The following is a 23435-nucleotide window of genomic DNA, read 5'->3' as shown; positions in this document are numbered from 1 at the left end:
TGGTACTGCAGGGGGGACCCTGTGGGAGAGTAGGACACCGCCGAACAATTCTTGAGAAAGGCCCACGCCGAATGGCGTGGGCCTTTCTGCATTTCGGGACCCGCAGCACCCTGAAGGGTGGCGGAGCAGGACGGATCAAAGTCGGCCCGCCGCCTTCAGAGCCAGATACGCATCCGCCAGCGTCGGCGCCAGATCCTCCGGCGTCGCGTCCACGACCGTCACGCCATGCCGTCGTAGCTGCTCGGCGGTTCGCTGCCGCTCGCTCAGTGCCTGAGCCGCCGCCGCTGCCTCATACACCGCCTCCGTGCTGCCCCGGGACTCTGCCATTCGGGCGATGTGCGGGTCGGCCACTGAGGCGACCAGAAGGGTATGCCGCTGAGTGAGCTGCGGAAGCACCGGCAGCAGACCCTGCTCCACGGGTGCCGCGTCGAGCGTCGAGAGCAGCACGATCAGGGATCGGCGAGGTGCCGTACGCAGAGCTGCCGCGGTGAGGCCGCGGGCGTCGGTCTCGACGAGTTCCGCTTCCAGCGGAGCCATCGCGTTCACCAGGCCCGGCAGTACGTCTCCTGCTGAGCGCCCTTGGACCAGGGCGCGTACCCGGCGGTCGTACGCCAGCAGCGCCACGCGGTCACCGGCTCGGGAGGCGAGGGCCGCCAGGAGGAGCGCGGCGTCCATGGAGGCGTCGAGGCGTGGTGCGTCACCTACGCGGCCGGCTGAGGTGCGGCCGGTGTCCAGGACGAGCAGGATGTGCCGGTCGCGTTCCGGGCGCCAGGTGCGCACGGCGACGGCGGACTGGCGGGCAGTGGCTCGCCAGTCGATCGAGCGGGTGTCGTCGCCGGGGACGTACTCGCGCAGGCTGTCGAACTCCGTTCCCTCGCCGCGGGTCAGCACGCTGGTGCGGCCGTCCAGTTCACGCAATCGGGCGAGTTTCGACGGGAGATGCTTTCGGCTGGTGAACGGGGGCAGAACTCGCACGGACCAGGGCAGCTTGTGGGCACCTTGGCGGGAGAACAGGCCGAGGGGCCCGTAGGAGCGGATCGTCACCCGGCCGGACTGGCGATCGCCGCGGCGGGTGGGGCGCAGCCGGGTCGTCACGCGTCGGCGTTCGCCCGGGGGGACGGTCAGACGGTGGCGTGAGGCCTCGATCTCGGTGCCCGGCAGCCAGCTGCTGGGTGGCCAAGCGTCCCGCAGCCGTGCCCGCAGGAGGCGGCGGGAGGGGTTGGCGATCGTGAGCGTGACGTCGGCGGTCTCCCCGAGACGGGTGGAGGTGTCGCCGGACCGGGACAGGACGAGCCGTCGTACGGGTGCGGCGAGTGCGTAGTCGCAGGCGCAGGCGAGGGCGAGGGGGCCGTTGACCGCGAGGATGCCCGTCCAGCCGGGTTCCAGGATGCCGACGGGGATCGAGCCGAGGGCCGCGAGGAGGGCGGCGCGTCCGGTGAGTGCCATCAGCGGGGGACCGGGACGTGGGCGAGGAGGGCGTTGATGACGGAGTCCGCCGTCACGCCCTCCATCTCGGCCTCGGGGCGCAGCTGGACCCGGTGGCGCAGGGTGGGCAGAGCGAGTGCCTTGACATCGTCGGGGGTGACGTAGTCGCGGCCCGTCAGCCAGGCCCAGGCGCGTGAGGTGGCCAGGAGAGCGGTGGCACCGCGCGGGGAGACGCCGAGGGTGAGGGAGGGCGACTCCCGGGTGGCGCGGCAGATGTCCACGACGTATGCGGTGATCTCGGGGGACACGGTCGTCTTGGCGACGGCGGCGCGGGCGGCTTCCAGGTCGGCGGGTCCTGCGACGGGGCGTACGCCGGCGGCGCGCAGGTCTCGTGGATTGAAGCCCGAGGCGTGACGGGTCAGGACGTCGATCTCGTCCTGACGGGAGGGCAGAGGGATCGTCAGTTTGAGGAGGAACCGGTCCAGTTGGGCCTCGGGGAGGGGGTAGGTGCCCTCGTACTCGACAGGGTTCTGCGTGGCGGCGACGAGGAACGGCTCGGGCAGCGGGCGGGGCGTGCCGTCGACCGTGACCTGGCGTTCCTCCATGGCCTCCAGGAGGGAGGACTGGGTCTTGGGCGGGGTGCGGTTGATCTCGTCCGCGAGGAGGAGGTTGGTGAAGACGGGGCCGGGCTGGAAGGAGAACTCGGCGGTGCGGGTGTCGTAGACGAGGGAGCCGGTGACGTCGCTCGGCATCAGGTCGGGGGTGAACTGGACACGCTTGGTGTCGAGTTCGAGTGCGGATGCCAGGGTGCGGACGAGCAACGTTTTGGCGACTCCGGGGACTCCTTCAAGGAGAACGTGTCCGCGGCAGAGGAGGGCTACGACGAGGCCGGTCACGGCGGGGTCCTGGCCGACCACGGCTTTGGCGATCTCGGCACGCAGGGCTTCCAGGGAGGCTCGGGCGGTGCCTGCGTCCCCGGTGTTCCCGGCGTTGTCAGTGGTCGGGTCCATCATGAACGGCGTACCTCTCTTTCGAGGGCGTCGAGTTGGTCGGTGAGTGCGATGAGGGCCGCGTCGTCGCCGGGCGGCGGTCCGAAGAGGAGGGAGTGCAGGGCCTGTTGGCCGCCGGAGAGGTGGGCGGACAGGGCGGGGAGCAGGGCCTCGGGCGTATGCGCCTGGGGGGCGGGGATGCCGACCAGGGGGGCGAGGCGGATACGGGTGGCGGAGCGAAGAGCGGCGGCCGCGCGGTCGCGGGCGTCGGCCTTGCGGTAGAGGCGGGCGCGGCCTTCGGCGGTCTCGGAGGCGCGGATCGCGACGGGGAGTCTTTCGGGCACGAGGGGGCCGAAGCGGCGTGCGCGCCAGAAGGCGGCGAGGCCCGCTGCGATGAAGAGCTGCAGGGTGCCCCAGAGCCAGCCCGAGGGGAGCAGGTCGAGGAAGTTCTTCCGGCCGCCGGTGTCGGTGGCCGAGGCGTCGGAGAGCGAGGGGAGGTACCAGACCAGATGGGGGCGGGAGCCGAGGAGTTGGAGGGCGAGCGAGGCGTTGCCCTGCTTGTCGAGGCGGTCGTTGTAGAGGATGTCGGGTGCACCGAGCACGACGGTGTCGCCGCCCCCGGATGCCTCGGGAATGCGCAGCAGGGTGGCGAGGCGCTGGCTGGGGTAGCAGCGGACGGCGTCGAGGCGGGTGGTGGTGTAGCGGATGCCGCCGGTGTCGGCGCTGCCCGCGCGCCGGGCCTCGGGCAGGGTGCAGCCGGGGGAGAGTGTGGTGGCGCTGCTGGTGGCGGGGTCTGCGGTGACTCCAGGGGCGAGTCGTTCGACGGAGGGGCTGCCGGCCGCGACGAGGACGGTGCGCCCGCCGGAGGTGGCGGTGTCCTTGTGCAGTTGGGCTTGTTGGCGGCTTGTCAGCAGGTCGGGCACGGCGACCAGGAGAGTGGTGTCCGCTCCGGCGGCGTTGCGTGCGGCGCCGAGCGTGGTGACCACGCGGGTGGACACGCCCCGGTCGGCCAGGAGTTGAGCGACGGCACGGCTGCCGTAGGGGTCGGCGGATCGCGGGTCCAGTTGGCCGTGCCGGACGGTGGAGCGTACGGCCGCCATGGCGACGGCGGCCACCAGGATGAGCACGACGGCGAGAGCGATGCCTCGCGCGTGGGTCCACACCTGGCGGACGGTGGGCGCGGTGGAGGTGGTCGGCAGCGTGGCCTCGGCGGTCACTCGGCGGCCCCCTGGTGGGTGGTCTGGGCCGTGCTGGTGGTGCTGTGGATGAGGGCGGGCCTGGTGCGTTCCAGGTCTCGGTCGAGTTCTGCGACGCGGTGGTACGACTCCTCGGTCGCCCTGCGTCCGCCGTATGTCACGTCGTCGAACTCGCGGGCGGCGACCAGCAGTCGGTCGGTGTGCGCGGGCAGGGTCCGGCCGGCCTCGGCGGCCGCTTCGTCGGCGGTGCGGCCTGGGCGGACGTCGAGCAGGGTGCGCTCCTCCAGGGAGCGGACGATGGCCCGCATGCGTTCCTGCAGGGCCTGGTTCCAGTGGCCCTGGGCCGCGTGTGCCTCGGCGGCCGCGCGGTGTTCGGCGGCGCTGCGGGGGCGATCGTCGAACAGGGCGGCGGCGGTGGAGGAGGGTTGCCTGCGCGGGGTGCCAAGGCGCCACCACAAGGCCGCCAGGGCGGCGACGACGAACAGGACCACGACGACCAGGCCGAGTGTGCCGCCAGGTGTTGCCGAGGCGGCCGAGCTGAACAGCCGGTCGAGCCAGTCCCAGAACGCGTTCAGTGCACGCTCGAACAGCCCGGGGTCATTCTCGTGGTACATCCGCTTGGACAGCTCGCGGCGAGCCGCCTCCCGCGCGGGATCACGCGGGGTGGTCACGGGCGGCCCGTCTCCCGAGCCGCCCGCTGCGCGGGCGACCGTGTCCGCCGCACGCAGCAGGCCTCGCACGACCGTGCCGCCGGCGCCGGACGGTGCGGGCGCCGTGTGCAGTCCCCCCGTGAGGCTCACCGCATCAGCTCCCCGGGACGGGACCGGGGCCGCCGGTGCTCTGGACCCCGGCGGCGCGGGCCAGTTCGAGGTCGAGGGCCTCGCGGCGGATGCGCTGGTCGATGTAGAGGAGCACGGTGACGCCCGCGCTGATCGGCAGGGTGAGCGTGGTGCCGATCAGGGCGCCGATGCCCCGGATGATCAGGGCGGTCCAGCCGATGTGCCCGCCGCTGGTGCCGAGCACGTCGCTGGTGCTGTCCCCGCTCACGGCGGCCCCGATGAGGGTGAAGGGGATGGAGATGACCGACGCGACGATGACCGTGATGAGCACGGTGAGCAGCACGATGCCGAAGGTGCGCCACCAGGAGCCTCGGACGAGCTTCGCGGAGCGTTTCAGGGACTTCACGATGCCCTGCCGTTCCAGCATCAGGGCGGGCGCGGCCAGGTAGAAGCGGATCCCCAGCCACACCGCGACGACGGTGGCCGCGAGGAAGCCGAGGACGAGCAGGGCGGCTCCGCCCTCGCTGTTGCCGGCGAGCAGGACGAGGATCCCGGGCAGTCCACCGGCGAGCACGACACCGGCGAAGATCAGGCCCAGCAGGATCAGCAGTCCGAAGAGTTTCAGGATCTGCGGGCGGGATTCGCGCCAGGCCTCGCCGGCGGTGATCGACCTGCCGAGGACGGCCCGGCTGGTGATGGTCGTGAGCAGGGCGGTCAGAAGGATGATGGCGACCGTGCGGATCACGGAGACGATGCCGGTGCCGATCATGGTCTCGCGCAGGGCGTGGAGCGCTTCGTCGGGGCTGGCGTTGTTCGGGTCGTTGATCGTCGTCTGGACGGCGGCGTCGTTCAGTACGAAGCCCTGCAGCAGAACCATGCTGGTGTTCAGGAGCAGGGACACCGCCAGCGAGATGCCGAGGACCGTGCGCCAGTGGGTGCGCATGGTGGAGACGGCGCCGTCGAGGATCTCGCCGACGCCGAGCGGGCGCAGCGGGATGACGCCGGGCTTGGCCGCGGGCGGGGGACCGCCCCAGCCGCCGCCCCAGGCTCCGTAACCGCCGGGGGCGCCGTGACCGCCGTAGCCGCCGGGAGGGCCGCCGTACCCGCCTCCGTAGCCGCCGGCTCCGCCGGGCGGCTGTCCGGTCCAGCCCGGGCCGGGCGGCGGGGGTGGCGGAGCCTGGTGCGGGCTGGGGGTACCGGTGGGCGCGGACCACTGTCCGGGTGGCGGCTGTTCCTTGGACCACTTCACGCCTGGGCCCTGTGCGTTGGCATCCGGCTGCGGTGCTGGTGCGGTGTCGCCGGGGCGGTCGGCAGGCTCGGCGGGACCGGAAGCGCCGGGTTCCCGCCCCTCGTTCGACGGGGCGGTTCCGGGCGAGGCCCAGCCCGGAGTGTCTGTCATCGAAGCTCCTTCTCGGTGCCCGTCCGCGTTCGCGGCGGCAGGTTGGCAGCCATCGTGCCATGGGGTGGTCATCAAGGGACCGGCCGCGGTAGGCGCTGGATGCCTTCAATTGTCCGCCGGATCCGGGGCAGACTGACCGCATGGCTGATCAGCAGGCGCGAACCGACGGGAACAAGCGGCCGACCGAGATACCTGCGATCCGATGGGAGGAACCACCCGAAGGTCCTGTACTGGTGCTTCTCGATCAGACGCGGCTGCCGGCCGAGGAGGTCGAGTTGGTGTGCACGGACGCGTCGGCGCTGGTGGAGGCGATCGGTTCGCTCGCCGTGCGCGGGGCGCCGCTGCTCGGGATCGCGGGGGCGTACGGTGTCGCACTCGCCGCCGCGCGTGGCTTCGACGTGGCCGAGGCGGCACGGGCCCTCGAGGGTGCACGGCCCACCGCGGTGAACCTGTCCGTCGGCGTGCGCCGGGCGCAAGCCGCGTATCAGGCCGCGCTGGGGCAGAGCGGCGATCCCACCGAGGCGGCTACGGCGGCGCTGGCGGCGGCGCGGGCGCTGCACCGGGAGGACGCCGAGGCCAGCGCCCGGATGGCGGCCCACGGCCTGGCGCTGTTGGACGAGCTGGTGCCCGGCGGTGGGTTCCGGATCCTCACCCACTGCAACAGCGGTTCTCTGGTGTCGGGTGGTGAGGGCACGGCCTTCGCGGTGGCCCTCAAGGCTCACCGCGAGGGGCGGCTGCGGCGGCTGTGGGTGGACGAAACGCGGCCGTTGCTGCAAGGCGCTCGTCTCACGGCGTACGAAGCGGCCCGCACCGGCATGGCGTACACCTTGCTCACCGACAACGCGGCGGGTTCTCTGCTCGCGGCCGGTGAGGTGGACGCGGTGCTGATCGGGGCGGACAGGATCGCGGCCGACGGCTCGGTGGCGAACAAGGTGGGGAGCTATCCGCTCGCTGTGCTGGCGCGGTACCACCATGTGCCGTTCATCGTGGTGGCGCCGGTGACGACGGTCGATCCGGACACTGCCGACGGGGCGTCCATAGAGGTCGAGCAGCGCCCCGGCTTCGAGGTGACCGAGGTCGCCGCGCCGCAGGTGCCGGTGACGGGAGCGGGAGGCGGGATACCGGTGGCGCCCCTGGGGACCCAGGCGTACAACCCGGCGTTCGACGTGACGCCGCCCGAGCTGGTGACGGCCATCGTCACCGAGGAGGGGGCGCTCTCGCCGGTGACGGCCGAGGGTCTTGCGCAGCTGTGCGCCAGGCCACGCCAGGTGACGAGCCCCTGATGGGCCGATGCCGGCTCGACCGCGCCCCGTGAAGAACCGCCCTGTCCCCTCCCCTTCGTCGGCTTCAATGGCCGGGGTCGGCGGACGGGGGCAGACAGTGACGGCCCCGTACGACTATCGTCACCGGCCAGTGACCTCGCTCACCAGCGCCTCTGTCACTGTTACGAGAATGGGATGATGTCGTTTATGAAGGGACGAGTCCTTGTCGTCGACGACGACACCGCACTGGCCGAGATGCTCGGCATCGTGCTGCGTGGTGAAGGTTTTGAGCCGTCTTTCGTAGCCGACGGCGACAAGGCGCTGGCCGCTTTCCGGGAGACCAAGCCCGATCTGGTGCTGCTCGACCTGATGCTGCCCGGACGGGACGGCATCGAGGTGTGCCGGCTGATCCGGGCCGAGTCCGGTGTGCCGATCGTGATGCTCACGGCGAAGAGCGACACCGTCGACGTGGTCGTGGGCCTGGAGTCGGGCGCCGACGACTACATCGTCAAGCCGTTCAAGCCGAAGGAGCTGGTCGCCCGGATCCGGGCGCGGCTGCGGAGGTCGGAGGAGCCGGCGCCGGAGCAGCTGACCATCGGTGACCTGGTCATCGATGTGGCCGGGCACTCGGTGAAGCGGGACGGGCAGTCGATCGCGCTGACGCCGCTGGAGTTCGACCTGCTGGTCGCGCTGGCCCGCAAGCCGTGGCAGGTGTTCACCCGTGAGGTGCTGCTCGAGCAGGTGTGGGGCTACCGGCACGCCGCGGACACGCGGCTTGTCAACGTGCACGTCCAGCGGCTGCGTTCCAAGGTCGAGAAGGACCCGGAGCGGCCCGAGATCGTGGTGACCGTGCGTGGTGTCGGTTACAAGGCCGGGCCGAGCTGACATGTCCGGGGACAGCGCCGCTTCGGCTCCCGGTCGGTCCGGGGCCCGCCCGGGGCGGCCTGTCGGCCGGACGCCGGGTGCCAGGTTCAGGAGTCTTTTCGAGGGTGGGCTGCTCGAGGGCGGTGTCCACGGCAGCCCGGTCATCAGGCTGTTCCTGCGCTGGGTGCGCCGTCCGCTGCTGCCGGTGATGCGGCTGTGGCGGCGCAACATCCAGCTTCGGGTCGTGGCCACGACACTGGTGATGTCCCTGGGCGTCGTCCTGCTGCTGGGCTTCGTCGTGATCGGGCAGGTGCGCAACGGCCTGCTGGACGCGAAGGTCAGGGCCTCGCAGAGCCAGGCCACGGGCGGCTTCGCGGTGGCCAAGCAGAAGGCCGACGAGGCGGCCAGCGGCGCGGGTACCGGTGCGGCCGCCGGGAGCGGCACCGCCGACGGCACCGCGACCGCGGACGGCCGGCAGCCGCAGAACGTCATCCAGTGGATGAGCGACCTCGTGGAGTCGCTGTCCAGCGGCGGTGCGGGCGCCTTCGACGTGGTCACGCTGCCCGTCGGCGACGACAGCGGCGGCGGCCGCAGCCCGCGCGGCTCCGGGAACGTCAACCCGACCTCCAGCATCCCCGACGACCTGCGCGAACGGGTCAACAGCGGTACGACGGCCGCCCAGAGCTACACCCGGATCGCCTACGCCAACGGCAAGGAGTCGCAGCCGGCGCTGGTCATCGGCAAGCAGGTCAACGACCCGAACGGGCGGCCGTACGAGCTGTACTACCTCTTCCCGCTGACCCAGGAGGAGAAGTCCCTCAGCCTGGTCAAGGGCACGCTCGCGACCGCCGGGCTGTTCGTCGTCGTCCTGCTCGGCGCCATCGCCTGGCTGGTGGTGCGCCAGGTCGTCACACCGGTGCGGATGGCGGCAGGGATCGCGGAGCGGCTGTCCGCGGGGCGGCTGCAGGAGCGGATGAAGGTCACCGGCGAGGACGACATCGCGCGTCTGGGTGAGGCCTTCAACAAGATGGCGCAGAACCTCCAGGTGAAGATCCAGCAGATGGAGGACCTGTCGCGGATGCAGCGCCGGTTCGTGTCGGACGTATCGCACGAGCTGCGCACCCCGCTGACGACCGTCCGCATGGCCGCCGACGTCATCCATGAGGCGCGTGAGGACTTCGACCCGGTGACCGCGCGCTCGGCCGAGCTCCTCGCCGACCAGCTGGACCGGTTCGAGTCGCTGCTCGCGGACCTGCTGGAGATCAGCCGCTTCGATGCTGGAGCGGCGGCACTGGAGGCCGAGCCCATAGACCTCAGGGAGGTCGTCCGGCGTGTGGTCAGCGGCGCAGAGCCGCTCGCCGAGCGCAAGGGCACGCACATACGCGTGGTCGGCGACCAGCAGCCCGTCGTCGCCGAGGCCGACGCCCGGCGTGTGGAGCGGGTGCTGCGCAACCTCGTCGTCAACGCCGTCGAGCACGGTGAGGGCAGGGACGTCGTCGTCAAGCTCGCCGCTGCGGGCGGCGCGGTCGCCGTCGCGGTGCGCGACTACGGCGTGGGACTCAAGCCGGGCGAGGCGACCCGGGTCTTCAGCCGCTTCTGGCGGGCGGACCCGGCACGCGCGCGTACCACCGGCGGTACGGGCCTCGGGCTGTCGATCGCGCTGGAGGACGCGCGGCTGCACGGCGGCTGGCTGCAGGCCTGGGGCGAGCCGGGCGGTGGCTCCCAGTTCCGGCTGACGCTGCCCAGGACCGCGGACGAGCCGCTGCGAGGCTCGCCGATACCGCTGGAGCCGAAGGACTCGCGCCGCAACCGCGGCCTCGACGAGGCCGGTCTGCCCGGCGGAGGCGAGGAGAAGCGGGCGACCGTTCCCCTACAGCCCAGCGGCGCCCAGCCGCCCACGCTGCCGTCTCGCGCCCCGATCGCACCGCGGCTGGCCACTGCCGCGCCCGCCGCCGACCCGGCCGCACTGCCCGGCAACGGCAACGGCGCGCGCGTGGTGCCCCGGCCCACCGGGGGTGCACGGCGCGTGGACGACAGGCTCGCCACGCGTCCGGCACCCGGCGTGGGTACGGCCCGGCCGGATGCGGCCGACACGGAGGACTCGACCGAGCCAGGGGAGGCATTTCGTGGGCGCTGACCGCATGGGGGGCGCCCGGCCCCGGCCGGGACGCGCGGCGGCGTACGCAGCCCTGGGGGCCGTACTGCTGGCCGGGTGTGCCTCGATGCCAGACAGCGGGGATCTGCGGAACGTGGAGTCCACGCCGCGGCAGGACACCGGGGTGCGGGTGTTCGCCATGCCGCCGGCCGAGGGTGCCGGGCCCGCCGAGATCATGCAGGGCTTCCTGGAGGCGCTGACCAGCGACGACCCGGCGTACGACACGGCCCGCAAGTACCTGACGTCCGACGCGGCGCGGGTCTGGCGGCCGGAGCAGTCGAGCACGGTCCTCGCCAACGGGCCGAGCATCGAGCCCGACTGCCGAGCGGGAAGCGGCCGCGAGACGACCAACAGCGTCACCTGTGTCCTCGCGGGCAGCAGGGTCGCGACGGTGGACTCCCAGCAGGCGTACCAGCCGGCCGGCGGCTCCTACCAGAAGAAGGTGCATCTCAGCCGGGACCCCAAGAACGGGCAGTGGCGCATCGACGCGCTGCCCGACGGTGTCGTCATGGGCAAGTCGGACTTCCAGCGCAACTACACGTCCGTCGACAAGTACTACTTCGCCTCCGACACGACGGTCGGGTCCACGGGGGAGCCGGTGGCGGTCGCCGATCCGGTGTTCGTGCGCAGCAAGGTGGACCCGATGACGCAGATGGTCCGCTCACTGCTGGCCGGCCCCACCCGCTGGCTCGGGCGGGTCGTCAGGTCCAGCTTCCCGACCGGTACGGCCCTGCAGAAGGACGTGTCGGGGCTGGCGCCGGACGACCAGAACAAGCTGACCGTGCCGCTGAACCTCAAGGTGTCCCAGGTCGCGGCGACCAAGTGCACCGAGATGGCGACGCAGTTGCTGTTCACGCTGCGGAACCTGGCGCCGACGCTGGAGTCCGTCGAGCTGCAGGGCGTCGGCGGCCACCGGCTGTGCGACCTGAGCGAGGAGCGCGCCGAGGCCATCGCCTGGCACGGGTCGGCCAAGAGCCCCGAGAACCTGTACTACCTCGACGGCAAGCACCGGCTGGTGCGGATGCCGACCGGGAGCACCACCACCAGCGCCGTACCGGTGCCGGGTCCGCTGGGTGAGGGCGGCAAGGCCCTGGAGTCCGTGGCGGTGTCGCGGGACGAGCACAGCGCGGCCGGGGTCGGTGAGCAGGGCAGGTCGTTGTACGTGACGTCGCTGGCGTCGGGCGGTTCGCTGGGGCAGGCGCTGGTGACCAGCCAGGGCGCCACCCCGGACGAGCGGCTGACGACACCGAGCTGGGACGCCCGCGGCGACCTGTGGGTGGCCGACAGGGACCAGCACCGTCCCCGGCTGTACGTTCTGCAGCAGGGCGCCGCCAAACCGGAGGAGGTCGCGGTCCCGGACCTGCCCGGCCGGATCAGGGACGCGCGGGTCGCCGCCGACGGGGTGCGGATCGCGCTCGTCGTGGAGAAGAAGGACGGCACGCAGTCCCTGCTCATCGGCCGGATCCAGCGCGACGACGGGACGGGGCAGGGTACGTCGGTGGTCGAGCTGCGCTCGGCAGCGCCCGACTTGGAGCAGGTCAGTGCCCTGTCCTGGGCCGGGGACAGCAGGCTGCTCGTGGCCGGCCGGGAGCAGGGCGGCGTGCTGCAGATGCGGTACGTCCAGGTCGACGGCTCCACGCTCGACGGGCCGGCGCCGGGTGCGCTCACCGGCGTGAAGTCGATCGCCGCGTCCGAGGACGAGCGGGTGCCGCTGGTGGCCTACTCGCAGGACGACGGGATCGTACGGCTGCCGTCCGGGTCGCAGTGGCAGAAGGTGGACAAGGACGGGACGGCGCCGGTCTATCCGGGCTGAGCACCGCCTCACACACCGCCCCTTCCCTCGTGTGGGTGAGGGGCGGTGCGCGTTTCCCCGAGTTGTCCACAGGGCGTTTTCCACAGGGGTGGCCGGGTCGCTTCCGCCTTGGCACAGTGGTGGACATGCGGGGGTGGTGGCAGGACCTCACCGACCTGGTGCTGCCGACCGACTGCGCGGGCTGCGGAGCACCTCGTACGGTGCTCTGTCCGCGGTGCCGGGCGGCGCTGTCCGGCCGCGCGCCGCGGCGGGTGCGGCCGGAGCCGGAGCCGGCCGGGCTGCCCGTGGTGCATGCGGTGGCTCCCTATGCGGAGGAGGTGCGCACGCTGCTTCTCGCGCACAAGGAGCGGGGCGCGCTGGCTCTCGCGGGAACCCTGGGCGCGGCCCTGGCGGGAGCCGTGCGGGCGGGACTCGGCGGGAGCAGCGCCGGTGTCCGCACCGGTGGCACCGCCGGCGTCGGTTCCGGTGCGGCTGCCGCCGGTTCCGGGACCGTGCTGCTCGTGCCCGTGCCCTCCGCCCGGTGGGCCGTGCGGGCGCGTGGACACGATCCGGTGCGGCGGATGGCGCTCGCGGCGGCCGGGGAACTGCGACGCACCGGGACGCCGGCCAGGTTGGCGGCCGTGCTGCGCCAGCGGCGGCCGGTCGCGGACCAGGCCGGGCTGGACGCGCGGGGGCGCCTGGCGAACCTCGCGGGTGCGCTGGAGGTGACGGCGGGCGGTGGCCGGCTGCTCGGCGCGGGTCAGGTGGTGCTCGTCGACGACCTGATCACGACGGGCGCCAGCCTCGCGGAGGCGGCGCGGGCTGTCCGGGAGGTGGCAGAGGAGCGAACTGGAGTGAGAACAGTCGTGTACGGGGCCGTAACTCGGGAAGGAAGGGATGAACGACGGATCGGAGCACGGTGGGAGAGCGTGAAGTGGGTGCATGGTGCACCGGAAAAGACGGCCATCAACACGCTCCGGCATGTGCTCCATGCGGCCGTGATCGCCGCTCCGCCGGATTCTTTCGAAATAAACAGGAACTGACCGCCGACCTGCATCGTTGCAGGTAGTGCCAGGGGTAATTCACCTGAATGGAGGTACGCGGGAGTAGAGGGTGACGACATCCGTCCGGGCGAGATATGTTCGGTTGTGAGGAAAGGCGCAGGCCACACCTCTCATATCGGAATGCCGTGCCACGGGTTTTCGGCAATCACCCGTGCCGGTGGGGTGGAGATCTCGCCCTTGGGGGAGGAGGAGGTGGAAGTCACCGAGTCCGAGGTCCGGTGCTCACCGGATCTGGTGCAAAAGGGAGATGCTCCGCCGATGGAGCGGAGCGATCCGGGAACGGAGTTCTGCGTGGACATCGTCGTCAAGGGCCGCAAGACCGAGGTGCCCGAGCGGTTCCGCAAGCACGTGGCCGAGAAGCTGAAGCTGGAGAAGATCCAGAGGCTCGATGCCAAGGTGATCAGCCTCGACGTCGAGGTGTCCAAGGAGCCCAACCCCCGACAGGCCGACCGCTGTGACCGAGTGGAGATCACCCTCCGCTCCCGCGGTCCGGTGATCCGGGCGGAAGCGGCGGCCAGCGACCCGTACGCGGCACTCGACCTGGCGGCGGAGAAGCTGGACGCCCGGCTGCGCAAGCAGCACGACAAGCGGTTCTCGCGCCGTGGCGCACGCAGGATCTCGGCGGCCGAGGTTCCCGACCACGTTCCGGGCGCGGCGACGCTGAACGGTAACGGCCTCCCCGTCGGGGAGGAGGAGACGGACGGAGTGCCGACCAAGAAGATCGGCTCGCTGGAGGTCAAGGGCGAAGGCCCCCTCGTCGTCCGCGAGAAGACCCACGTCGCCTCCCCGATGACCCTCGACCAGGCTCTCTACGAGATGGAACTGGTCGGCCACGACTTCTACTTGTTCGTCGACTCCGAGACCAAGGAACCGAGCGTCGTCTACCGGCGGCACGCCTACGACTACGGCGTCATCCACCTCAGCACGGACCCGATGGTCGCCGAGGCGCAGCCCCCCGCGGCCGGAGGCACGCTCGGCGGCTGAGTCATCCGGGCCATGTCGAGCCGGTGCCCCTGGAAGCGCGTGTGCGCCCCCAGGGGCACCTGTGTGCGACCAGTTCACGCCTCGCCCGTCACCCCGGTGTCGCCCGGGCATGAAATCATGGCCGGACCGGCCCAACCGGTGGGTCGGTGCCTTGGGTTGGCGATGGCACAGGACCACCAGGCCACAGCCTTCAGGGGGAGGAACGATGGCGGACACCTTCGGACCGATGCGGGACGAGGACGGCGATGACGGTGTCATCGGCATGGGCCCGGACGTCGGCTCCGTACGCGCCGAGCCGATCAGAGTCCTGGTCGTGGACGACCATGCCCTCTTCCGGCGCGGCCTGGAGATCGTGCTCGCGGCCGAGGAGGACATCCAGGTCGTCGGTGAGGCCGGGGACGGGGCCGAGGCCGTGGACAAGGCCGCCGACCTGCTGCCCGACATCGTGCTGATGGACGTCCGCATGCCCAAGCGCGGCGGGATCGAGGCCTGCACCTCCATCAAGGAGGTCGCACCCAGCGCCAAGATCATCATGCTGACGATCAGCGACGAGGAGGCCGACCTCTACGACGCGATCAAGGCGGGCGCGACCGGATACCTGCTCAAGGAGATCTCCACGGACGAGGTGGCGACCGCCATTCGCGCGGTGGCCGACGGGCAGTCGCAGATCAGCCCGTCCATGGCGTCCAAGCTCCTCACTGAGTTCAAGTCGATGATCCAGCGCACCGACGAGCGTCGGCTGGTGCCCGCGCCGCGGCTGACCGACCGGGAGCTGGAGGTCCTCAAGCTCGTCGCCACCGGGATGAACAACCGGGACATCGCCAAGGAACTGTTCATCTCCGAGAACACCGTGAAGAACCACGTCCGCAACATCCTGGAGAAGCTCCAGCTGCACTCCAGGATGGAAGCCGTGGTCTACGCGATGCGGGAGAAGATCCTCGAGATCCGCTGAACAGCGGTCGTACCGGGCCGGATCGGCTAGGCGAGGGTGCGGGCGAGTTCCCTCGTCAGGGGCTCGCGCAGGCTGGGCGCGTCCACCCGCTCCACCCGCACGTCCGTGCAGTCCACCCAGGTCGCGGCCTCGATCAGGGCCTGGGCTACCGCCGGGACCGCCTTAGGGCCGTCCAGGGTGACCTGTCTGGCCACCAGCGTCCGGCCCTCGCGTGCCGGGTCCACCCGCCCGACGAGCCGGCCGCCCGCCAGCACCGGCATCGCGAAGTAGCCGTGGACCCGCTTCGGCTTGGGCACGTACGCCTCCAGGCGGTGCGTGAAGCCGAAGATCCGTTCCGTGCGTGCCCGCTCCCAGATCAGAGAGTCGAACGGCGACAGCAGAGTGGTGCGGTGCCGGCCGCGCGGCGGTGTCGACAGGGCCTCCGGATCGGCCCAGGCCGGCTTTCCCCAGCCTTCGACCTCGACCGGCACCAGACCCGAGTCGGCGATCACCGCGGCGACCTGCTCGCCCTTGAGACGGTGGTAGTCGGCGATGTCCGCGCGCGTGCCCACGCCGAGGGACTCGCCGGCCAGCCGGACCAGGCGGCGCAGGCACTCGGTGTCGTCCAGCTCGTCGTGCAACAGCGCGTCCGGGACGGCGCGCTCGGCGAGGTCGTACACCCGCTTCCAGCCGCGTCGCTCGACGCACACCACCTCGCCGTACATCAGCGCGCGCTCCACCGCGACCTTGGTGCCCGACCAGTCCCACCAGTCGCTCGTCTTCTTGGCACCGCCCAGCTCCGTGGAGGTCAGCGGGCCCTCCGCGCGCAGCTGCTTGACGACCTGGTCGTAGGCGCCCTCGGGCAGCTCGTGGTTCCAGTGCGGGCGGTCGCGGTAGGCGCGGCGGCGGAAGGCGAAGTGCGGCCACTCCTCGATGGGCAGGATGCACGCTGCGTGCGACCAGTACTCGAATGCGTGGGCGCCCGTCCAGTAGGCGGCCTCGACGGTCTTGCGGCCGACCGCACCGAGCCGGGCGTACGGCACGAGCTCGTGGGAGCGGGCGAGGACCGAGATCGTGTCGAGCTGGACCGCGCCGAGGTGGCGCAGCACGCCGCGGACTCCGGCCCGCCGGTCGGGCGCGCCGAGGAAGCCCTGAGCCCGCAGGGAGATGCGGCGGGCGTCGTCCGCGGTGAGAGTGGTGGTCGGGCGCGGAAGGGTCGTCATGCCCCGGACGATAGAGGGCGCCACTGACAGTCCGCGGTGACCTGGGCAGATGCTCGGAAGGTGACCTGGCAGATGCTCGGAAACGGTTGGGCGGGGGCCGGGTGGCGGGCTGGGCGGACGCGCGCAGGCGGTCAGGAACGGGCGGGCAGGTACGGCGCCGTGGACGGCAGGCCCAGGTCCGAGGGGAGCAGGGAGCCGACCCAGCAGTCCCGGCGCACTCCCTTGTTGTTGATCGCGGAGCGCAGGGTGCCCTCGATGGTGAACCCCGCGCGCTCGGCCACCGCGCGGGAGGCGTGGTTGCCGACCTCGGCTCGCCATTCGACCCGGTCGACGCCGACCTCGGTGAAGATCCAGCGGCAGGCGGTGAGCGTGGCCTCGGTGACGTAACCGTGGCCGCGGTGCTCCTTGGCCGCCCAGAAGCCGACCTCCGCCACGCCGAGCGAACGCATGGTCAGACCGAGCATGCCGGTGAGCTCCCCGCCGGTGAGGAACACCCCGAACGTGAACATCGAACCCTGCGCCCAGCCGTCGGGGACCAGCTGCTCGGTGAAGCCGCTCGCGTGCTCGGGCAGATACGGCGAGGGCACCGTGGTCCAGCGCTGGATGTCGGGGTTCTGCGCGGCGTCGTAGACCGCCTGGGTGTCGTGCGGGCCGACCGTGCGCAGGACCAGGCGGTCCGTGGTGAGCGTGACGGGTTCCATCGGCTGATTGTGCTCGTGGGAACGCAGTCGGGCCATCGATTTTCGCTATACGTGATCGCGTGATCACATTTCGCGCAATTCATCGCGCCGATGCGGCACTATCCGTGTGCCCCGTCCGTTGTCCTGGATGAAGCAGCCGTCGGACCGCCAGGCCTCCCGGCCTGGCCGGGTCCTCGCATACGATGGCCGTTGCTCAGTAAGTCAAATGGAAACCGACCGTCCCAGGCCCGACCGGCAAGGAGACATACCCCCGTGTCCGTCCTCTCGAAGATCATGCGTGCAGGCGAAGGCAAGATCCTGCGCAAGCTGCACCGCATCGCGGACCAGGTCAACTCCATCGAAGAGGACTTCGTGAACCTCTCCGACGCCGAGCTGCGGGCCCTCACCGATGAGTACAAGCAGCGGTACGCCGACGGTGAGAGCCTGGACGACCTGCTCCCCGAGGCGTTCGCCACCGTGCGCGAGGCCGCCAAGCGCGTCCTCGGCCAGCGGCACTACGACGTGCAGCTGATGGGTGGTGCCGCCCTCCACCTCGGCTATGTGGCCGAGATGAAGACCGGTGAGGGCAAGACCCTCGTCGGCACCCTGCCCGCGTATCTGAACGCCCTGTCCGGCGAGGGCGTCCACATCGTCACGGTCAACGACTACCTGGCCGAGCGTGACTCCGAGATGATGGGCCGCGTCCACAAGTTCCTGGGCCTGCACGTCGGCTGCATCCTCGCCAGCATGACCCCGGCCCAGCGCCGCGAGCAGTACAACTGCGACATCACCTACGGCACGAACAACGAGTTCGGCTTCGACTACCTGCGCGACAACATGGCGTGGTCCCAGGACGAGCTCGTCCAGCGCGGACACAACTTCGCCATCGTCGACGAGGTCGACTCCATCCTCGTCGACGAGGCTCGTACGCCGCTGATCATCTCGGGGCCGGCCGACCAGGCCACGAAGTGGTACGGCGACTTCGCCAAGCTGGTCATCCGCCTGAAGCGCGGCGAGGCCGGCAACCCGCTCAAGGGCGTCGAGGAGACCGGCGACTACGACGTCGACGAGAAGAAGCGCACGGTCGCCATCCACGAGGCCGGCGTCACCAAGGTCGAGGACTGGCTGGGCATCGACAACCTCTACGAGTCGGTGAACACCCCGCTCGTGGGTTACCTGAACAACGCCATCAAGGCCAAGGAGCTCTTCAAGCGCGACAAGGACTACGTCGTCCTCGACGGCGAGGTCATGATCGTCGACGAGCACACCGGCCGTATCCTTGCCGGCCGTCGCTACAACGAGGGCATGCACCAGGCGATCGAGGCGAAGGAAGGGGTGGACATCAAGGACGAGAACCAGACGCTCGCCACGATCACCCTGCAGAACTTCTTCCGCCTCTACTCGAAGCTGTCCGGCATGACCGGTACGGCGATGACCGAGGCCGCCGAGTTCCACCAGATCTACAAGCTCGGCGTGGTCCCGATCCCGACCAACCGGCCGATGGTCCGCAAGGACCAGTCGGACCTGATCTACCGCACCGAGGTCGCCAAGTTCGAGGCGGTCGTCGACGACATCGCCGAGAAGCACGACAAGGGCCAGCCGATCCTCGTCGGCACGACGTCCGTCGAGAAGTCGGAGTACCTCTCGCAGCAGCTCAGCAAGCGCGGCGTCCAGCACGAGGTGCTGAACGCCAAGCACCATGAGCGCGAGGCGTCGATCGTCGCGCAGGCCGGCCGCAAGGGCGCGGTGACCGTGGCCACCAACATGGCCGGTCGTGGTACGGACATCAAGCTCGGCGGCAACCCCGAGGACCTCGCCGAGGCGGAGCTGCGCCAGCGCGGACTCGACCCCGAGGAGCACATCGAGGAGTGGGCCGCGGCCCTGCCTGCCGCGCTGGAGCGGGCCGAGGCGGCGGTCAAGGCCGAGAAGGAGGAGGTCGAGGCGCTCGGCGGCCTCTACGTCCTCGGCACCGAGCGGCACGAGTCCCGGCGCATCGACAACCAGCTGCGCGGTCGTTCCGGGCGTCAGGGCGACCCGGGCGAGTCGCGCTTCTACCTCTCCCTCGGTGACGACCTGATGCGCCTGTTCAAGGCCCAGATGGTCGAGCGCGTGATGTCCATGGCCAATGTGCCGGACGACGTGCCGATCGAGAACAAGATGGTCACGCGCGCGATCGCGTCCGCGCAGTCGCAGGTCGAGCAGCAGAACTTCGAGACCCGTAAGAACGTTCTGAAGTACGACGAGGTCCTCAACCGGCAGCGCGAGGTCATCTACGGCGAGCGGCGGCGCGTGCTGGAAGGCGAGGACCTGCAGGAGCAGGTCAGGCACTTCATGGACGACACGATCGACGCGTACGTCCAGGCGGAGACCGCCGAGGGCTTCCCCGAGGACTGGGACCTGGACCGGCTGTGGGGTGCCTTCAAGCAGCTCTACCCGGTGAAGGTCACCATCGAGGAGCTGGAGGACGCCGCCGGCGACCGGGCCGGTCTGACCGCGGAGTTCATCTCCGAGTCCATCAAGGAGGACATCAACGAGCAGTACGAGGCCCGGGAGGCGCAGCTCGGCTCCGAGATCATGCGTGAGCTGGAGCGCCGGGTCGTGCTGTCGGTCCTCGACCGCAAGTGGCGTGAGCACCTCTACGAGATGGACTACCTCCAGGAGGGCATCGGCCTGCGCGCGATGGCGCAGAAGGACCCACTGGTCGAGTACCAGCGCGAGGGCTTCGACATGTTCACCGCGATGATGGACGGCATCAAGGAGGAGTCCGTCGGCTACCTGTTCAACCTGGAGGTCCAGGTCGAGCAGCAGGTCGAGGAGGTCCCGGTCGAGGCCGCGGAGCTGGCCGGCGAGGGTGTTCCGGAGACGGTTCCGGCGCAGGCCGTGGCGCGTCCGGAAATCCGCGCGAAGGGTCTGGACGTTCCGCAGCGGAGGGATCTGCACTTCTCGGCGCCGACCGTGGACGGTGAGGGCGGCATCGTGGAGCGCGACCTCGAGGACGACGAGCCGGTGCGGTCCGAGGCGGACGGGCTCACGCGGGCCGAGCGGCGGCGGCAGGCCAAGGGCGGGCGGCGCCGTAAGAAGTAGCGGTTGCCTGCGGCGCTTCAGCCGGTTGCGAAGGGCCGGGTTCCTTTTGGGGCCCGGCCCTTCTGCGTTGCTCCCGTCAGGTTGCTCCGGGTTGTGGGTGGGGGTGCTGGCCTGGGTTGGTGGCGAGCGGGGTGGTGTTGTGGCTGGGCACCGGGTTGGGGCGCTTGCCCGCGCCCGCAGCTGGGCGGGTTCGGCGGCCCTCGGCGGCGCGGCTGCTTGCCGTTGGGCGGGGTCGGCGGGCGTTGCGGCGCTGACGTCACCCGGCGTCGGTTCAGGGGTCGCGGCTAGTGGCGGGGGCCGGTCTCCACTGCTGTGCAGCGCCAGCGGCGGTCCTGGCCGCGTTCCAGGCGGAAGGCCAGGGCGCGGAGCTGGTCGCCGGCGGCGATGCGGGCGAAGACCTCGAGGGCGCCCTCGCTGGGGACGTAGTAGCCGATGTCGTGGACGACGGGGCGGCCTCCGCTGGTGCGCAGGGGGCCGATTTCGGCGAGGCGGGTCAGGTCGTCGTAGGCACGGCCCGCGGTGTGCCGGAGCATCCAGTGGACGGGCCTTTGACCGCTGAGGACGGCCAGCAGACGGTCGGCGAAGAGGTCGGTGGGGCGTGCCGGGGGCAGGGCGGTCTCCGGCGTTGTGACGGCCGTACCGGCGTTTCCGCGCGCGGTCGGTGGCATGTCGTGCCTGCCCCTGATCGACGGCTTCCGGGGCGGGGCGCCGCCCGGGCGGCGCGTGTCGTGGCGGGTCGGGGGGCGGTGGCGCGGGTGGGGGGTGCGGTTCGTCGCCTTGGGTGTGGTGCGGTTCATGACCTTGTTCATGGGGTCCCCGTTCGGCCGGCCCGGGGATACCGGGCGGTAACTAGCTGGTGGGGATCTTGTACGGGGGCCGGGAGCGGGGTGGCAAGGGAGACGTGGCGGGCCGAGGCGGGGTGGAGAGGTTCACCTATCCGAGGGACCCGGTGCCGCCGATCCCCGGTGTGGCCGGTCTGCCGCGCCGATTCGTCACCGGGAGTTGACGGCTTGCGGGGTGTGGGCACAGACCCGAAAGGGGACGGGCGCACGTATCCTGAAGGCCCTCCGGGAGACGCGGCAGCCCGCCTTCCCGGGGCCTCAGCGGAGCCTTTGAGCAGGAAAGAGCGGCCAGCATGCGCGTCTACGTCCCCCTGACCCTCCCCGGTCTCGCCGAGGCGCACAAGACGGGTGAGCTGGGGAGCGGCCCCTTCCTGGCCCAGGCCGTCACGCCCGCGCTGCGCGAGTGGTACCTCTCCGAGGACATCGAGGAGCTGGAGTACGCGGCGCTCAGCCGGGCCGCGCAGGCCTCGCTGCGGCTGCTGGCGGCGGATGCGGGTGCGGTACGGCGCCGGGTCGTGGTCGCCGTGGACGTGGCCGACGGCGTCGCGAGCGTCGACCCCGACCGTGGTCTGGACCCGTCCGCCCTCGGCGAGGTGACCGTGACGGCGACCGTGCCGCTCGCCAAGGCGGCCGCGGTGCATGTCGACGCCGAGGAGGCGGAGCAGGACGTGGCCGCGGCGGCGGACGCGCTGGAGGCGGCCGACGGCGGGGACGACGACGCGCAGTTCGTCGTGGACGGCGCGGACGATCACGAGCTGCTGTGGTACGCCACGCAGGAGATCCCCAACCTCGTCGGACTCGCCTGACCCGGTCTGACCTGGGCGGATTCACCGGCTGGTCTCGTTGTCAGTGGGGGCGGGTACGGTTTTTGGCATGGGGATGCAGGAGTACGCGCACATCGTCTGGGACTGGAACGGCACGTTGTTCCACGACAATGACGCGATCATCGGTGCGACGAACGCGGCCTTCGCCGAGCTGGGGCTCGAACCGATCACGCTGGAGCAGTACCGGTCGCTGTACTGCGTGCCGGTGCCGAAGTTCTACGAGCGGCTGATCGGCCGGCTGCCGACCGATGCCGAGTGGGAGCTGATGGACGAGGTCTTCCACCGGTACTACGCCGAGCACCGGGGGCGGTGCGCTCTGGCCGAGGGGGCGGCGGAGTTGCTCGCGGGGTGGCGGTCGGCGGGGCACAGCCAGTCGCTGCTGAGCATGTATGTGCACGAGGAACTGGTGCCGCTCGTGCGGGGGTTCGGGATCGAGGCGCACTTTCTGCGCGTCGACGGGCGTACGGGGCCGTCCGGGGGGAGCAAGGCCGCGCACATGGTGCGGCATCTGGAGGCGCTGAGCGGGGTTGTGGAGCCTGCGCGGACCGTGGTGATCGGGGACGCGGCGGATGACGCGCTTGCCGCGCGGGGTGTGGGGGCGCGGGCCGTGCTGTACACCGGGGGGTCGCACAGCAGGGCCAGCCTTGAGGAAGTGGGGGTGCCGGTGGTGGACACCTTGGCCGAGGCGGTGGAGGAAGCGCAGCGAATGGCGGCGTAGCCGCGGGTGCGGGGTTCTTGGCGGCCGTTGGTTCTGCGGTGCCCTGTGCTGTGGCGGGGGCGGGTTTCGCCGCCGGTGCCGGGGGGCGCCCGAGCGGCACGACTGCCCGCGGCGGGCGCAGCTACGCGGGTGCGCCGGCCCGGTGATGCCGTGGGGCGGGCAGTCGTGCGGTCGGCCGCCCCCTCAGCTCACCGGTGCCTTGGAGCGCAGTACCTGGAGGAACTCGCGCATCCAGGTCGGGTGGTCGGGCCAGGCCCGGGAGGAGACCAGGGTGCCGTCGACCACGGCTTCGGTGTCCTGGAAGCTCGCCCCTGCTGCCTGCATGTCCGGCTCCAGCGCGGGGTACGCCGTGACGCGGCGGCCGCGCAGGCTGTCGATCGCCGCGGTGAGCAGCGGGCCGTGGCAGATCTGGGCGACCGGCCGGTCGGAGTCGAAGAACGCCTTGAGGATCTTGCGGAGCTCGGGGTCGTTGCGCAGATACTCGGGGGCCCGGCCGCCGGGGATGACGAGGGCCGCGTACTCGCCGGGGTCCACATCGGCGAACGCCAGGTCGGCGGGCCAGGTGTAGCCGGGCTTCTCGGTGTAGGTGTCGTAGCCGGGTTCGAAGTCGTGGACGACGAAGCGGAGGGTCTTGCGGGAGGGGGCCGCGATATGGACCTCGTAGCCTTCCTCGCGCAGGCGCTGGTACGGGTAGAGGACTTCCAGGGACTCCGCCGCGTCGCCGGTGACGATCAGGATCTTCGCGGGCATGTCGGCTCCTCCGGGTACTCCGGTGCTCGGTGCTCCTGCACTCCTGGGGCACTCCTGGTCGGGACGCACTGTCCCTGGGCAACGTGCCAACACCGGGCGTGCTTGCCAAGGGGGTCGTCGCGGTTCCGGCCCTCCGCCAAGCGCCGGGGCCCCACCTGGTGGCAGGGTGCCCTGTTTTCAGAGTGCGGTCACGGTCCCACCGGCGCGACCCGACGCCCGCCGTCACGCGACCCGACGCCCGCCGTCACGTCACCGGACGCCCGCCCCCACCGGCCTCGCCGCCGTCGCCTTCCTCACATCAGCCCCGCCGACTCCATAAGCCCCAGCGTCCACCGACCTCGAAAGCCCCAAGGGTCCCAGCGACGCCGAAAGCCCCAAGTGCACCAGCAGCCCCCAATCCCACAGCGCCCCCACCCCGCCGCCACCTCGAAGCCCACGAACCCCACCCGACCGAATACGTCACCATCCCCGACC

The 23435-nt window shown here is 71.2% G+C and carries 19 protein-coding genes; 10 read left to right on the top strand and 9 right to left on the bottom strand.

Annotation, left to right across the window (positions count from 1 at the left end; translation table 11 throughout):
• Positions 1-135: 135 nt before the first annotated feature.
• Genes ACWGJ5_RS35420 through ACWGJ5_RS35400 form a run of 5 tightly spaced genes read right to left on the bottom strand, consistent with a single transcriptional unit; the run spans position 136 to position 5788 of the window.
• Positions 136-1446 (bottom strand): DUF58 domain-containing protein, encoded by a 1311-nt coding sequence (locus tag ACWGJ5_RS35420; RefSeq protein WP_453313729.1) that lies wholly within the window; start codon positions 1444-1446, stop codon positions 136-138.
• Positions 1446-2435 (bottom strand): AAA family ATPase, encoded by a 990-nt coding sequence (locus tag ACWGJ5_RS35415; RefSeq protein ID WP_453313728.1) that lies wholly within the window; start codon positions 2433-2435, stop codon positions 1446-1448. Before ACWGJ5_RS35415 ends, ACWGJ5_RS35420 begins: the two co-directional genes overlap by 1 nt.
• A complete protein-coding gene (locus tag ACWGJ5_RS35410) occupies positions 2435-3631 on the bottom strand; it encodes a DUF4350 domain-containing protein (protein ID WP_453313727.1) in 1197 nt (398 codons plus the stop codon). Before ACWGJ5_RS35410 ends, ACWGJ5_RS35415 begins: the two co-directional genes overlap by 1 nt.
• The gene (locus ACWGJ5_RS35405; RefSeq protein WP_453313726.1) at positions 3628-4410 is read right to left on the bottom strand and encodes a DUF4129 domain-containing protein; all 783 of its coding nucleotides are present in this window, start codon (positions 4408-4410) and stop codon (positions 3628-3630) included. The genes ACWGJ5_RS35410 and ACWGJ5_RS35405 overlap by 4 nt, the downstream gene beginning before the upstream one ends.
• A 4-nt stretch (positions 4411-4414) precedes the next feature.
• Positions 4415-5788: a glycerophosphoryl diester phosphodiesterase membrane domain-containing protein gene (locus ACWGJ5_RS35400; protein WP_453313725.1), complete on the bottom strand. Its 1374-nt coding sequence runs from the start codon at positions 5786-5788 to the stop codon at positions 4415-4417.
• A gap of 140 nt (positions 5789-5928) precedes the next feature.
• On the opposite strand from ACWGJ5_RS35400, the gene mtnA reads away from it, so the two are divergent.
• The 7 genes from mtnA to ACWGJ5_RS35365 all read left to right on the top strand — a co-directional run bounded on the left by mtnA (position 5929) and on the right by ACWGJ5_RS35365 (position 14861).
• Positions 5929-7071, top strand: coding sequence for an S-methyl-5-thioribose-1-phosphate isomerase (gene mtnA / locus ACWGJ5_RS35395; protein ID WP_453313724.1), 1143 nt, complete (start codon positions 5929-5931; stop codon positions 7069-7071).
• Between the two features lie 174 nt (positions 7072-7245).
• On the top strand, positions 7246-7935 hold the full coding sequence (gene mtrA, locus ACWGJ5_RS35390) for a two-component system response regulator MtrA (RefSeq protein ID WP_191870552.1): 690 nt from the start codon (positions 7246-7248) through the stop codon (positions 7933-7935).
• 1 nt (position 7936) lies between these two features.
• Positions 7937-10051, top strand: a complete 2115-nt coding sequence (mtrB, locus tag ACWGJ5_RS35385) for an MtrAB system histidine kinase MtrB (protein WP_453313723.1) — start codon at positions 7937-7939, stop codon at positions 10049-10051.
• Positions 10041-11882 carry an LpqB family beta-propeller domain-containing protein gene (locus ACWGJ5_RS35380; RefSeq protein ID WP_453313722.1) on the top strand — a complete coding sequence of 614 codons (1842 nt, stop codon included), beginning with the start codon at positions 10041-10043 and terminating at the stop codon, positions 11880-11882. Before mtrB ends, ACWGJ5_RS35380 begins: the two co-directional genes overlap by 11 nt.
• Before the next feature lie 125 nt (positions 11883-12007).
• A complete protein-coding gene (locus tag ACWGJ5_RS35375) occupies positions 12008-12904 on the top strand; it encodes a ComF family protein (RefSeq protein ID WP_453313721.1) in 897 nt (298 codons plus the stop codon).
• A gap of 312 nt (positions 12905-13216) precedes the next feature.
• Complete coding sequence (gene hpf, locus ACWGJ5_RS35370; RefSeq protein WP_372478036.1) at positions 13217-13909, top strand: ribosome hibernation-promoting factor, HPF/YfiA family; 693 nt, start codon at positions 13217-13219, stop codon at positions 13907-13909.
• Between the two features lie 205 nt (positions 13910-14114).
• A complete protein-coding gene (locus ACWGJ5_RS35365) occupies positions 14115-14861 on the top strand; it encodes a response regulator (protein WP_453313720.1) in 747 nt (248 codons plus the stop codon).
• Between the two features lie 26 nt (positions 14862-14887).
• Here ACWGJ5_RS35365 and ACWGJ5_RS35360 read toward each other — a convergent pair whose 3' ends face one another.
• Positions 14888-16063 carry a winged helix-turn-helix domain-containing protein gene (locus ACWGJ5_RS35360; RefSeq protein ID WP_453313719.1) on the bottom strand — a complete coding sequence of 392 codons (1176 nt, stop codon included), beginning with the start codon at positions 16061-16063 and terminating at the stop codon, positions 14888-14890.
• Positions 16064-16194: 131 nt separating this feature from the next.
• A complete protein-coding gene (locus ACWGJ5_RS35355) occupies positions 16195-16764 on the bottom strand; it encodes a GNAT family N-acetyltransferase (protein ID WP_453313718.1) in 570 nt (189 codons plus the stop codon).
• Positions 16765-17016: 252 nt separating this feature from the next.
• Here ACWGJ5_RS35355 and secA point away from each other — a divergent pair, with 252 nt between their 5' ends.
• A complete protein-coding gene (gene secA, locus ACWGJ5_RS35350) occupies positions 17017-19827 on the top strand; it encodes a preprotein translocase subunit SecA (protein WP_453313717.1) in 2811 nt (936 codons plus the stop codon).
• A gap of 284 nt (positions 19828-20111) precedes the next feature.
• Here the strand turns inward: secA and ACWGJ5_RS35345 are convergent, their stop codons facing one another.
• Positions 20112-20636 (bottom strand): Rv3235 family protein, encoded by a 525-nt coding sequence (locus ACWGJ5_RS35345; RefSeq protein ID WP_453313716.1) that lies wholly within the window; start codon positions 20634-20636, stop codon positions 20112-20114.
• A 326-nt stretch (positions 20637-20962) separates the two neighbouring features.
• Between ACWGJ5_RS35345 and ACWGJ5_RS35340 the strand changes: the two genes are divergently transcribed.
• Together ACWGJ5_RS35340 and ACWGJ5_RS35335 are read left to right on the top strand one after the other, a co-directional pair.
• Positions 20963-21475, top strand: coding sequence for a DUF6912 family protein (locus ACWGJ5_RS35340; RefSeq protein ID WP_453313715.1), 513 nt, complete (start codon positions 20963-20965; stop codon positions 21473-21475).
• Positions 21476-21542: 67 nt separating this feature from the next.
• A complete protein-coding gene (locus ACWGJ5_RS35335; RefSeq protein WP_453313714.1) occupies positions 21543-22211 on the top strand; it encodes an HAD family hydrolase in 669 nt (222 codons plus the stop codon).
• A 183-nt stretch (positions 22212-22394) separates the two neighbouring features.
• On the opposite strand, the gene ACWGJ5_RS35330 is transcribed toward ACWGJ5_RS35335, so the two are convergent.
• Positions 22395-22961: a DJ-1/PfpI family protein gene (locus tag ACWGJ5_RS35330; protein WP_453313713.1), complete on the bottom strand. Its 567-nt coding sequence runs from the start codon at positions 22959-22961 to the stop codon at positions 22395-22397.
• Positions 22962-23435: the final 474 nt, after the last annotated feature.

This window comes from Streptomyces sp. NPDC054783 (assembly GCF_053611725.1).
Note: the sequence above shows the minus strand (reverse complement) of the source record. Positions and strands in the feature narration are given on the sequence as shown.

What these genes read in the sequence shown, in the direction of transcription:
- ACWGJ5_RS35420 (WP_453313729.1), bottom strand. Translation starts at nt 1,446, where the DNA reads ATGGCACTCACCGGACGCGCCGCCCTCCTCGCGGCCCTCGGCTCGATC.
- ACWGJ5_RS35415 (WP_453313728.1), bottom strand. Translation starts at nt 2,435, where the DNA reads ATGGACCCGACCACTGACAACGCCGGGAACACCGGGGACGCAGGCACC.
- ACWGJ5_RS35400 (WP_453313725.1), bottom strand. Translation starts at nt 5,788, where the DNA reads ATGACAGACACTCCGGGCTGGGCCTCGCCCGGAACCGCCCCGTCGAAC.
- mtnA (WP_453313724.1), top strand. Translation starts at nt 5,929, where the DNA reads ATGGCTGATCAGCAGGCGCGAACCGACGGGAACAAGCGGCCGACCGAG.
- mtrA (WP_191870552.1), top strand. Translation starts at nt 7,246, where the DNA reads ATGATGTCGTTTATGAAGGGACGAGTCCTTGTCGTCGACGACGACACC.
- mtrB (WP_453313723.1), top strand. Translation starts at nt 7,937, where the DNA reads ATGTCCGGGGACAGCGCCGCTTCGGCTCCCGGTCGGTCCGGGGCCCGC.
- ACWGJ5_RS35375 (WP_453313721.1), top strand. Translation starts at nt 12,008, where the DNA reads ATGCGGGGGTGGTGGCAGGACCTCACCGACCTGGTGCTGCCGACCGAC.
- ACWGJ5_RS35365 (WP_453313720.1), top strand. Translation starts at nt 14,115, where the DNA reads ATGGCGGACACCTTCGGACCGATGCGGGACGAGGACGGCGATGACGGT.
- ACWGJ5_RS35360 (WP_453313719.1), bottom strand. Translation starts at nt 16,063, where the DNA reads ATGACGACCCTTCCGCGCCCGACCACCACTCTCACCGCGGACGACGCC.
- ACWGJ5_RS35355 (WP_453313718.1), bottom strand. Translation starts at nt 16,764, where the DNA reads ATGGAACCCGTCACGCTCACCACGGACCGCCTGGTCCTGCGCACGGTC.
- ACWGJ5_RS35345 (WP_453313716.1), bottom strand. Translation starts at nt 20,636, where the DNA reads ATGAACAAGGTCATGAACCGCACCACACCCAAGGCGACGAACCGCACC.
- ACWGJ5_RS35340 (WP_453313715.1), top strand. Translation starts at nt 20,963, where the DNA reads ATGCGCGTCTACGTCCCCCTGACCCTCCCCGGTCTCGCCGAGGCGCAC.
- ACWGJ5_RS35335 (WP_453313714.1), top strand. Translation starts at nt 21,543, where the DNA reads ATGGGGATGCAGGAGTACGCGCACATCGTCTGGGACTGGAACGGCACG.
- ACWGJ5_RS35330 (WP_453313713.1), bottom strand. Translation starts at nt 22,961, where the DNA reads ATGCCCGCGAAGATCCTGATCGTCACCGGCGACGCGGCGGAGTCCCTG.